This is a genomic window from Geotalea uraniireducens Rf4 (assembly GCF_000016745.1).
Taxonomy (GTDB): Bacteria; Desulfobacterota; Desulfuromonadia; order Geobacterales; family Geobacteraceae; genus Geotalea; species Geotalea uraniireducens.
This window is the reverse complement of record NC_009483.1, coordinates 5,125,544-5,136,364: the sequence shown is the minus strand read 5'-3', so window position 1 is coordinate 5,136,364 and position 10,821 is coordinate 5,125,544. Positions and strand designations below refer to the sequence as shown.

12 protein-coding genes are annotated in these 10,821 nt (G+C 49.0%); 9 read left to right on the top strand and 3 right to left on the bottom strand.

Going from position 1 to position 10,821, the window contains the following annotated elements; genetic code table 11:
* Positions 1 to 237 precede the first annotated feature (237 nt).
* From rpmH to GURA_RS23115, 9 genes are all read left to right on the top strand, one after another.
* Positions 238 to 387: a 50S ribosomal protein L34 gene (gene rpmH, locus GURA_RS23830; RefSeq protein WP_011941201.1), complete on the top strand. Its 150-nt coding sequence runs from the start codon at positions 238 to 240 to the stop codon at positions 385 to 387.
* Between the two features lie 6 nt (positions 388 to 393).
* Positions 394 to 735, top strand: coding sequence for a ribonuclease P protein component (rnpA, locus tag GURA_RS23825; protein WP_011941200.1), 342 nt, complete (start codon positions 394 to 396; stop codon positions 733 to 735).
* Position 736: 1 nt separating this feature from the next.
* Positions 737 to 949 carry a membrane protein insertion efficiency factor YidD gene (gene yidD / locus GURA_RS23820; RefSeq protein WP_011941199.1) on the top strand — a complete coding sequence of 71 codons (213 nt, stop codon included), beginning with the start codon at positions 737 to 739 and terminating at the stop codon, positions 947 to 949.
* Between the two features lie 20 nt (positions 950 to 969).
* Positions 970 to 2,556 carry a membrane protein insertase YidC gene (gene yidC, locus GURA_RS22515; RefSeq protein WP_011941198.1) on the top strand — a complete coding sequence of 529 codons (1,587 nt, stop codon included), beginning with the start codon at positions 970 to 972 and terminating at the stop codon, positions 2,554 to 2,556.
* A gap of 24 nt (positions 2,557 to 2,580) precedes the next feature.
* Entirely contained in the window at positions 2,581 to 3,948 is a 1,368-nt protein-coding gene (mnmE, locus tag GURA_RS22510) for a tRNA uridine-5-carboxymethylaminomethyl(34) synthesis GTPase MnmE (RefSeq protein WP_011941197.1), read from the top strand.
* A 124-nt stretch (positions 3,949 to 4,072) separates the two neighbouring features.
* Positions 4,073 to 5,947 (top strand): tRNA uridine-5-carboxymethylaminomethyl(34) synthesis enzyme MnmG, encoded by a 1,875-nt coding sequence (gene mnmG, locus GURA_RS22505; protein WP_011941196.1) that lies wholly within the window; start codon positions 4,073 to 4,075, stop codon positions 5,945 to 5,947.
* A complete protein-coding gene (gene rsmG / locus GURA_RS22500; protein WP_011941195.1) occupies positions 5,944 to 6,603 on the top strand; it encodes a 16S rRNA (guanine(527)-N(7))-methyltransferase RsmG in 660 nt (219 codons plus the stop codon). The genes mnmG and rsmG overlap by 4 nt, the downstream gene beginning before the upstream one ends.
* A gap of 256 nt (positions 6,604 to 6,859) precedes the next feature.
* On the top strand, positions 6,860 to 7,591 hold the full coding sequence (locus tag GURA_RS22495; RefSeq protein ID WP_011941194.1) for a glycine zipper family protein: 732 nt from the start codon (positions 6,860 to 6,862) through the stop codon (positions 7,589 to 7,591).
* A gap of 153 nt (positions 7,592 to 7,744) precedes the next feature.
* Positions 7,745 to 7,981 carry a hypothetical protein gene (locus GURA_RS23115; RefSeq protein WP_157046260.1) on the top strand — a complete coding sequence of 79 codons (237 nt, stop codon included), beginning with the start codon at positions 7,745 to 7,747 and terminating at the stop codon, positions 7,979 to 7,981.
* A 3-nt stretch (positions 7,982 to 7,984) separates the two neighbouring features.
* Here the strand turns inward: GURA_RS23115 and GURA_RS22485 are convergent, their stop codons facing one another.
* From GURA_RS22485 to GURA_RS22475, 3 genes are read right to left on the bottom strand one after another with little or no spacing between them, the layout of a single operon-like run.
* A complete protein-coding gene (locus GURA_RS22485; protein ID WP_011941192.1) occupies positions 7,985 to 9,058 on the bottom strand; it encodes a protein-glutamate methylesterase/protein-glutamine glutaminase in 1,074 nt (357 codons plus the stop codon).
* A 5-nt stretch (positions 9,059 to 9,063) separates the two neighbouring features.
* Complete coding sequence (locus tag GURA_RS22480) at positions 9,064 to 9,966, bottom strand: HDOD domain-containing protein (protein ID WP_011941191.1); 903 nt, start codon at positions 9,964 to 9,966, stop codon at positions 9,064 to 9,066.
* Between the two features lie 11 nt (positions 9,967 to 9,977).
* Positions 9,978 to 10,811, bottom strand: a complete 834-nt coding sequence (locus tag GURA_RS22475) for a CheR family methyltransferase (RefSeq protein ID WP_011941190.1) — start codon at positions 10,809 to 10,811, stop codon at positions 9,978 to 9,980.
* Positions 10,812 to 10,821 lie beyond the last annotated feature (10 nt).

The following is a 10,821-nucleotide window of genomic DNA, read 5'->3' as shown; positions in this document are numbered from 1 at the left end:
CACTTGTTGATAAAATAAAACTATGTAATTTCATATGGTTATAATCTGTTTAGGCGAGATTTTACGATTTATTTTGATGGTCGACGCAGACTATCAAAGCTACTGCTAATTTGCAAGGTAATTTTTTTCAATGAGATAAAAAAAGCATTGACAAAACATTGGGTTTATGTTTAGTTTTACTGCTTATTTAAATACAGTTTCAGGACCATCAAAAATTGATCAAGGAGTCCATAGAAGATGAAAAGAACATATCAGCCCAGCAATGTTTCAAGAAAAAGAACCCACGGATTTTTGGTCCGCATGTCCACAAAAAATGGAAGGCTCGTTATTAAAAGAAGGCGTGCTAAAGGCCGCAAGAACCTTGCAGTTTCGATAGCATCAAAATAATAGCTTTTGAAGCAATTTGCATTTCCAAAGTATGAAAGGTTGTTGAAACGATCGGAGTTTGTGCAATTCACCAATGCACGACAAAGGATTCATACTGCGCATTTCATTTTGCTCTGGACACATACTGAAGATAGTACGCTAAAGATTGGCATAACTGTCAGCCGTAAGGTTGGTAATTCTGTTATACGAAACCGCGTAAAAAGATTGGTGCGAGAGTTCTATAGATTAAACAAGTCACGTTTTGTCATGGCGCATTATAATATCATAGCCAAGAAGGGGGCGGAGCAGCTTGATTTTCAGCGGCTTTCCCGTGAATTGGCTAATGTTCTGGAGCGTCTGCATAAATAACATGTTGAATATAATAGCCACTCGCTCCATTCTTTTTTATCAAAGATATATTTCCCCCTTCAAGGGGTCTTCCTGCCGTTTTTATCCCTCCTGTTCCCATTATTCTTTACAATCTCTTGAAAAGTACGGATTTCTTAAAGGCTTGCTGTATTCCGTGCGACGTATTATGAAATGTCACCCCTTTCATCCGGGTGGCTACGATCCTGTAAAATAACCGGTTTATTAGGAGCATTTATGGAAAAGAGAGTTGTTATTGCCGTTATTCTATCGATAGCGGTTTTGTATGCTTACTCGATGATTTTCCCACCGCCGCAGAAAAAAGATGTGGTTAAGCCCGGGCCTGTTCCTCAGTCGCAAACGGCTCCTGTCCAGGCTGTTTCTTCCACATCCGTTCTTCCTGCAATAATGCAGCAGGGAAACGTATCTGTCCGCGACCTAGTTGTTGAAACCGATTTATTTACGGCTGTTTTTTCCACCAGGGGGGCAGGGCTTAAAAAACTGGTTCTGAAGCGTTACAAGGAAACCTCCGGCCCCGGTGGTCGTGAAGTTGTGCTCGTCAACGAAGAGGCGGCAGAAAAATTCTCGCTCCTTACTGAAGGAAAGAGTTTCGGTATTGAGCCGACGGTTGTATATAATAGTATTTCCAATGGCCTCAAATTAGCCGGAAATGAAAAAGGCACACTGGAGTTTACATCTACTTCTCCGACAGGGATTGTCTTTAAAAAATCCTATATCTTTACTGGTAATGATTATCGTATCGATTTGCATCAGGAACTGCTCAATAACAGTCCCACCAAGTTTGACGGTTCTTTGCACCTGATAGGCAATAACCGCATCGAGGCAAAGCCTGGTGACGGCAGATTTGAGGTGTACGGACCTGTCACCTTGGCAGACGATAAGATCAATACTGAAAAGGTGGCAGATTTTAGTAAAGGGCCAAAGCAGTACGATAAAAACATTTTATGGACCGCCTTTGCCGACAAGTATTTCATGAATGCGATCTTGTCGGATAATAACAGTATTGCTGCTGTTCGTCTTGCCAAGGTAAATACCAATTATCTGCAAGACGACGTTTCCTCACCCCCTTTGGCCCTGAATCCCGGGCAGAGTGCGGCAGTTAATTACAGAATATTTTACGGTCCCAAGGATCTGGAGATCCTGAAGGGGCAGGGTAGCAGGCTTGAAGAGGCCATCGATTTTGGCTGGTTTTCCGCTCTGGCCAAGCCGCTCCTCCGTACACTCAAATTCTTTTATTCATATACCCATAACTACGGCATTGCGATTATTATAATCACCGTTATCCTCAAGCTCTTGTTTTTCCCCCTTACCCACAAGAGCTACAAATCGATGAAGGAGATGCAAAAGCTTCAGCCAAAAATGGCGGAGTTAAAGGAGAAGTTCAAGAATGACAGGGATGCCATGAACCGTGCCGTCATGGATCTCTACAAGACGCATAAGGTTAATCCCATGGGAGGGTGTCTGCCGATGATCGTCCAGATTCCCGTGTTCTTTGCACTCTATAAGGCGCTGATGTTTTCCATCGAGTTGCGTCATGCTCCTTTCATGCTCTGGATTATGGATCTGTCGGCAAAGGACCCATACTATGTAACACCCGTTATTATGGGCGTTACCATGTTCGTTCAACAAAAAATGACCCCGAGCAACATGGATCCGGTGCAGGCGAAAATGATGCTTGCACTCCCCGTGGTTTTCACCTTTATGTTTTTGAATTTTCCATCCGGCCTTGTGCTTTACTGGCTGGTAAACAATATTCTTACCATTGCGCAACAGACTTACATCAACAAGTCTTTGCCGTCATAAGCTGCTGTTGCGGGGATAGTACCCATGTATGTTCAAGATACGATTGCTGCCATAAGTACCCCCACCGGTGAAGGTGGGGTCGGCATTATCAGGGTTAGCGGTAGGCATGTACTGTCTATAGCTGATGCAATTTTCAAGAGGAACCGGGACGGTGGCTTACAAAGCCACCGTTTTTATTATGGTGCTATTATAGATCCGGTCAGTGCCGATTGTCTTGATGAAGTCATGGTCGTTTTCATGAAGGGACCACATTCCTATACCCGTGAAGATGTCCTGGAAATACAATGTCATGGTGGTTATCTGGTTGTGCAGCGGATTCTCGACCTTGTTTTGCAACAAGGGACGCGTCTGGCTGGGCCGGGCGAGTTCACCAAGCGAGCTTTTCTTAACGGCCGCATTGATCTTGTCCAGGCTGAGGCGATTATTGATGTGATACGCAGCAAGACCGAAAAGTCACTTGCACTTGCCCAGCATCAGCGAGAAGGATTGCTCTCTCAGCGTATTGCCCGGGTTAAAGACGGGATAGTTTCGTCACTTGCTTTAATCGAGGCTTTTATAGACTTTCCCGAAGAAGACATTGATGTATTGGGCATTCAGCAGGTTGGGGCTCATGTGGATTGCTCTTTGACTGAATTGGAAACCTTGCTGGCCGGGTTTAACGAGGGCAAGGTGTTGCGTGACGGTGTGTCTGTGGTTATTGCCGGTAAACCGAATGTCGGTAAATCGAGCCTGTTAAATACTCTTTTACGGGAGAAACGGGCAATTGTCACGTCGGTTCCCGGAACGACCCGCGATCTTATAGAAGAAGTGGTGACGATCAAAGGACTGCCCGTTAAGCTACTCGATACTGCCGGCATTCGTGAATCCGATGACCGGGTAGAGAGGGAGGGAATAAAGCTTTCCCTCGATAAGATACCTTCGGCCGATCTGGTGCTCTTTATTATTGATTCATCGCTACCGTTTTCCTCGGAAGATCAGGCGATTCTCGATGTTTTGGCACCCTGTAATTTCATCGTTGTGATGAATAAATCGGATATCTGCCGATCTTTTGATATGCCACAGTTACCCGATGTTCCGATCATTGCCGTTTCCACTTTGACGGGTGATGGTATCGACGCTCTCCAGGATGCCATTTTTGAGGCGTTCATTCATAATCATGCAGTTGACAGCCGCGAATATGTTGCCGTTTCTCAAGCAAGACATCGCGACGCGCTCCAAAAGAGCAGGGATGCTTTGCTTCGTTTTAGAGGCAACTTGGTTGCCGGCATGGAACTGGATTTATTGGCCATCGATCTTCGTGATGCACTTTCCGCAATCGGAGAAGTTACCGGTGAAACAACCGCGGATGACGTGCTTGATCTTATTTTCCAACGCTTTTGCATTGGTAAATAGAAAATGTTTCACGTGAAACAATGACGGTAAAGCCTTGCAAATAGAAGCGCTACAGCTGGGATACAGTATTCTTGAAGCAAAATTGTGAAACCGAAAATTAACTAAACATGTGTGGAGTCGGTAGTTGATAGCATACGATAAGAGTTACGATGTTGTAGTTGTGGGGGGAGGTCATGCTGGTTGTGAAGCAGCGTTGGCCGCTGCCAGGATGGGGTGCTGCACGCTGTTGCTGAGCATCAATCTGGATGCCATTGCCTTGATGTCTTGTAATCCGGCAATAGGTGGCCTGGCCAAGGGGCATCTGGTCAAGGAAATCGATGCCCTGGGCGGAGAGATGGCGAAGAATATCGATGCCACCGGTATCCAGTTTCGCATTCTCAACACCAAAAAGGGGCCGGCGGTACGCGCCTCACGTGCGCAAGCAGACAAGCAGCAGTATCGATTGCGGATGAAGCGGATACTGGAGCACCAGGATAAGCTTGATCTCAAGCAGGCCGAGGTGACCAGCCTTCTTGTTGAAGACGGGAATGTAGTCGGTGTCGATACCAAGGCCGGGGTGCGCTACCTGGGGAAAACCATTATCCTCACCACTGGAACATTCATGCGCGGCCTGATCCATATCGGTTTAACCCATTATCCGGGGGGGAGGGCGGGGGACCTGCCGTCAGTCGGTCTTTCCGTCAGCCTGGAGGAATGTGGCTTTAAGGTGGGAAGGCTCAAGACCGGGACGCCGGCAAGGCTTGATGGCCGCACCATCGATTTCAGCAGGCTGGAGCCGCAGTATGGAGATAATCCGCCGATTCCGTTTTCGTTCTCTACCGATAAGATTACCCAATCCCAGGTACCCTGCCACATTGCCTATACCAACGAGCGAAGCCATGACATCATCCGGTCGGGTCTGGACCGTTCACCACTCTATTCCGGCATCATAGAGGGGGTGGGGCCTCGTTACTGCCCGTCAATAGAGGACAAGGTCGTCCGCTTTCCCGAGAAGGACCGTCATCAGACATTCATTGAGCCGGAGGGGGTGGATACGGTCGAAGTCTACCCGAGTGGCCTCTCCACATCGCTTCCGATTGACGTGCAATGGGCGTTTTATCGCTCCATTTATGGATTGGAGCGGGTCGAAATCATGCGTCCCGCCTACGCCATTGAGTACGACTACGTGGACCCGATCCAACTTCATGCATCGCTGGAAACAAAGGTGGTCGGCAATCTCTACCATGCCGGACAGATCAATGGTACTTCCGGCTACGAAGAAGCGGCTGCACAGGGGCTGATTGCCGGGATCAACGCCGCCCTTCGGGTGCAGGGCAAGGAGCCGTTGATTCTGGGGCGCAATGATGCCTATATCGGCGTGATGATTGATGATCTGGTGACGCTGGGGAGTAAAGAACCATACCGAATGTTCACATCCAGGGCAGAGTATCGGCTTCTGCTGCGCGAGGACAATGCCGATCTGCGACTGTGCGAGAAGGGTTATGCCATAGGCCTCGTGCGGGAGGAAGAGTATCGGCGATTTCATGCAAAGAAAAACATGATTGAAGAGGAGTTGCAGCGTCTGCGGCAAGAAAAACTGCTGCCTTCTGAGGCGGACGATGTCTTTATGGAAGAATTCGGGCTGACCGGAATGCAGAATGCAATGACATATGAACAGCTCCTGAGGCGCCCCGATATCGATAGCCGGGAATTGGCGCGTATCGATAAGCATATTATGGAAATACCGGCAGCAGTGCGGGAGCAAGTAGAGATACAAATAAAATATCAAGGGTATATCGACAGGCAGTTAGAGCAGGTCGAGCGCGCGCGCAAGCTGGAGAGTGCCAAAATACCGGGCGATTTGGAATATGCCGGTCTACCGGGTTTATCCGCGGAAGTCCGGGAAAAACTGCAGCAATTCAGACCCGATACCCTTGGTCAGGCATCGCGCATACCGGGTGTAACTCCCGCGGCCATTACCATACTGTCAATTGCATTGAAGGCGAGGAACGGACGGTGAACGAAACAGCAAAAAAACTTCTTGTCACAGGGGCGACAGAGCTTGGACTGCATCTGACCAGCGCACAACTGGGAAATTTTTATACCTATGCGAGCGAGCTCACGAAATGGAGTAAAAAAATCAATCTCACCGCCATCAAAACGGATGAAGAGATCGCGTTGAAGCACTTTGTTGACTCGCTGACCCTGGCAAAGGTGGTCAAGAACAAAGGGCGGCTCCTTGATATCGGTTCTGGTGGAGGCTTTCCGGCTATTCCGCTTAAGATAGTTTTGCATGATCTGCACGTGATGTCGGTTGACGCGGTAGAGAAAAAGGTGATCTTTCAGCGTCATGTCGCGCGCCTTCTGCACCTGCACGATTTTGAAGCCGTCCACGTCCGTGGGGAGGAATTGGCGAAAAGCCATGCCGGACAGTTCGACTGGATCGTCTCCCGGGCGTTTTCGGACATTCCTACCTTTGCCGCGATGACGTTGCCATTGTTGAAGTCTGACGGAAGGTTAATTGCAATGAAAGGACGAGGCGGCCGTGATGAGGCGGAAGCGGCAAAAGGTGCGTTGGACGACCTGGGGGCACGCATTGCTGAACTGCTCGAGTTCAGACTGCCGGTGAGCGGAGATTCCCGTTATCTTGTGGTAATGGAGAAGGTGGCGGATTGAAAAAAGAGCACCCTTGGTTTATTGGCGTAAATTTCAGGTTTATGCTGTTGTGAGCCGCCAGGTATATCAATACTTGGGTCAACCGTAAAAAGTCGGCTACAATGGAAATTCGGAAGCCTTGAATTTCCCCCAGCCGAGAAAATTTCCGCAAGAAAATTCATCGAAACGTTGTCGTATCTCTCAAATGACGGACATGTTGCGCAATGGCACGCAGGTGCTAAAGTATTATAACAGCAACAAGCCATGGGGGGATGATATGAAAATTAAAATTTGTTCGATGATTGTGCTGCCGATATTGATGCTATCGGGATGCACCACGTACAAGACCCAATACGCCTCGTTCAGACCGCCGGCGGCCTACCCGAATTTACAGGTCGTTGACGGCGCCAGCTTGGGAGGTGAGGCATATGCGGACACGGATGCGGCGGAAAAAGCATTTGGTTTTGACATCAAGGGGGCGGGACTCTTGCCCGTCCAAATAGTGCTGGAGAACAAAAGCGGTAAAAATCTCGAAATCGTCAACAACCAGACCTTCCTGGTTGATGACGATAACCGCTACTGGAACATTATTCCGACCAATACTGCTATCGATCGTCTGGAAAAATCCACTCAGCTGGCTGCGTTCTTCGGCAAAGGCGCAGGAACAGGAGCGGTGCTCGGTGCAGCAGCGGGTACCATCCTCGGGGCTGCGCTTGGGATTGTCTCCGGGGGGAGCGTCGGCGAGGCAACACTGCGGGGCGCAGCGGTCGGGGCTGCAGGAGGGGCTGTTATCGGCGGTGTGAAGGAGGGGACCTCCAGTGAACGGGAATATCGGATAACGGATGACATACGGGCCAAGGGACTGGAAGGGAAAGTGATCCCACCGGAATCGCTTGCCAACGGTTTCGTATTTTTTCCGGGTGAAGCGCAGACTGCCAAGGAATTGCGGCTCCAATACCGGGAGAAAGAAAGCGGAAAAGTCCGCAACGTGGTGCTGAATCTAAAGTAACAACGGCTTACATAAGCTGCGTCGTGGTCAGGCTGGAATATATTGAGAATAGTGATATTGAACGCATTGAAACGTTTTTGCATTACACTCCAAACAATCATACGGGCGTTATTTCCGCTCCGTGGGGGGCTCTACGCTGCGAAAGGGAATGTGGTGAAACCTGCGGTACTTTTCCCTGAAGGTTACACGCAGGTACTACCTGAACACGTGCCATCGTACCTGGCAAACCTCGATGCAGCAGTTAATCAACGACATGAGCTGGCGCTGTTTTTCAAGGGATGCCTCATGCCGGCTGCACCGTTTCTCCTCTTTCGCCTCAAACGCGAGGGATTTTCACGCTGCCGCATAGCGGTGCTGCCGGATGGGATCGCCCTGGATGCTCAGCGCTGACCATTAACCGGCGATTCTCGCAATTTCAAAACCGATCTGATCGAGCGGCAAAACCTCATCCGCCACCCCACCTTCTACACAGGCCCGTGGCATTCCGTATATGGTGGAGCTCGCCTCATTCTGTACCAATGTGATCCCACCCCTGCTTTTCAAATGCTGCATACCCTTAAAGCCGTCGCTTCCCATGCCGGTAAGAATTACTCCAAGCATCGAACCGTTGCTCGCATCTGCGAGCGATTGCATCATCAGGTCTACCGAAGGGACATAAATGTACTGGGGATAGGTACTGGTCGGCATTGTTTTGACGGAAAAACCTGTTCCGTGACGGACCAGAGCCGTATGCATGCCGCCGGGAGCAATGAGGACCTGTCCGGGCTTTAACATATCGCCATCTGACGCTTCGCGGATGTCGAGCGAGCATTTGGCATTGAGCCTTTCGGCGTAAGGACCGGTAAACGCTTTGGGCATGTGGATGGCAACGATGATGCCGAAGGGGAAATTTACGGGAATGCGCGAGAGTACTTCCTGAAGCGCAACCGGACCTCCGGTGGAGGCACCGATGCCGACACAGCTGACTTTATGGTGAGAAAAACGTGATTTCAGGACAGGAGCTGGAGGCGCAACCGATATTCTTTTGGAGCTGAATCGGTCAGTTTGAATGATGGAACCGGCGGCTTCCTTGACCTTAAAGAGCAGATCTGCCCGGAATGTTTTTTGTGCATCTACAGAGTCGCTGATGTTTTTCGGGATAAAGTCAATGGCGCCCGCTTCCAGCGCTTCAAAGGTTGCTTTTGCACCTTCGCAGGTGAGGGTTGATACCATGAGCACACGCGTCGGAGCCTTAGCCATTATCTGTTTCAGCGCGGCGATGCCGTCCATCCGCGGCATTTCCACATCCATGGTTATAAGGTCAGGCTTGAGTTCCAGTGCTTTTTCAACCCCTTCAACACCGTCGGAAGCAACACCGACAATCTCTATCTGCGGGTCTTTTGCCAGAATGCCACGGATGGCCATACGCATGAAACATGAGTCATCAACTACCAAAACTCTCAATTTGGTGGGTTGCGGTGGAAGCATAAGGATTACTCCGCGGCGATGCCTTGAAAAATTGATTTAACCAGATCCTGTACTTCCGGTACGCGATCATCCAGTTCATAACAAAAACGTTCCACATCAAATCCAGCGAGATGAGGGGCAAAGTTTTTCAGAATTCCCCAGGACTTTTCCTCTGCGAGTTTGAATGATACCCATGACTGACCGCCATAGTCCAACTGTCGAACAGAGCAGAAAAGATCGGCAAGGTTAACAATTGCTGCCAGTGTCGGGTCAATTGTAGCAGTCTCGGGGGCGTGGTGGCAGGCAATCACTTCGCAGTAATCCGGGGGAAAATTCCATTTTCGGCTAATGCAAAGCCCGATCTCGCAATGGGTGGTACCGAAAAACTGCTGCTCTGCTTCAACCATGCGGTACGCCTGGCCGTTCATTGCTTCAAGAAGTTTTTCAAACTTGTCTCGCATGTAATAGCTTAAAAAAACCTCGCCTATATCGTGGACTATACCTACCAGGTAAGCTTTTTCCGTGTCTGGATAGCGAAATCTTTGGGCGATGATTTTTGCGACAATACCAACACCGAAAGAGTGTTCCCAGAAGGTCCTGATATTAAAAGCACCGTCTTTGCCCTGGAAAACATCGACGAAGGAACAGGTGAAGGCCAGTTCTCTTATGTGACGAAAGCCAAGATAGATAAGTGCCCGCTTAACGGATTTAATTTCATGGGCAGGCTTGTAAAAGGGAGAGTTGACAATCTTGATGACACGGGCGGCCAGTACCTGGTCAGTCAGGATCATATCGGCCACTTCATCCAACTCCACATCCGGTTTGTCCAACAAGTCAATTACCCGGGTAGCTACATGAGGGATGGTTGGGAGCTCAATAATGGTGTCGATCATGGATTGAGCATTTTGCATGAGCGAATTGTCATTCATATTGCTTTTCCTTACTTATTATAGGCAAAGCCGCCGGGAAAATGGATTGTTTTGAATTTATCGCTTACACCGTGCAATGATTCGGATTGTCCGACAAAGAAATAACCGTATGGTTGCAAGTTGTTGTAAAAATGCTGAACAACTTTGGATTTTGAGGCAAGATCGAAGTATATGAGTACATTAGCGCAAAAGATGAAATCGAAGCTTTTCATAAAAAGCATCTTGTTCTCATCGTACAAATTCAACTGGGAAAAACTGACCATCCGCTTGATTTCAGGTGCCAGGGTAAAGCGTTCTCCCGGCTCTTCCTTAAAATACTTGCGGCGGTAAAACTCAGGGGTGTTTCTCACCGAATAGGTGTTGTATATGCCTTCCTTTGCCTGAGCGATCACCGTTTCATTGATGTCTGTACCGACGATTTCTATAATCCAGTCCTTCAAGAGCGCATTCCGCTTTTCCAGTAAGATCATGGCCAGGGTATAGGCTTCTTCCCCTGAAGACGATCCGGCACTCCAAATCCTCAATTTGCGAAAGCCGATTTTTGACTTGATGGCGACAATATCCGGGATGAACTTGTTTTCCATGGCCGTTAGCTGGGGCACGTTACGAAAAAAACAGGTTTCGTTCGTGGTGATCTCGTCCAACAGCCGTCTCAGTTCCACGGCGCCGGTTGCCCCGTTTCTCACCAGCTGATAGTATTCCGCATGGTTCTTGCTGCCGGTCGCTTCCATGCGCCGTGCCAGGCGGCTTTCCAGAAAATACTTTTTGCTGGTGTGAAAATAAATGCCGCACAGGTTATATATATAGTCCCTGAGAATCTCGAAATCTTTGTCAGAGATTTTCACGGCATACCTC

Bases quoted from the DNA above. Each gene is read 5' to 3' on its own strand.
- rpmH (WP_011941201.1), top strand. From the start codon at position 238: ATGAAAAGAACATATCAGCCCAGCAATGTTTCAAGAAAAAGAACCCAC.
- yidD (WP_011941199.1), top strand. From the start codon at position 737: ATGTTGAATATAATAGCCACTCGCTCCATTCTTTTTTATCAAAGATAT.
- yidC (WP_011941198.1), top strand. From the start codon at position 970: ATGGAAAAGAGAGTTGTTATTGCCGTTATTCTATCGATAGCGGTTTTG.
- mnmE (WP_011941197.1), top strand. From the start codon at position 2,581: ATGTATGTTCAAGATACGATTGCTGCCATAAGTACCCCCACCGGTGAA.
- GURA_RS22495 (WP_011941194.1), top strand. From the start codon at position 6,860: ATGAAAATTAAAATTTGTTCGATGATTGTGCTGCCGATATTGATGCTA.
- GURA_RS22485 (WP_011941192.1), bottom strand. From the start codon at position 9,058: ATGCTTCCACCGCAACCCACCAAATTGAGAGTTTTGGTAGTTGATGAC.
- GURA_RS22480 (WP_011941191.1), bottom strand. From the start codon at position 9,966: ATGAATGACAATTCGCTCATGCAAAATGCTCAATCCATGATCGACACC.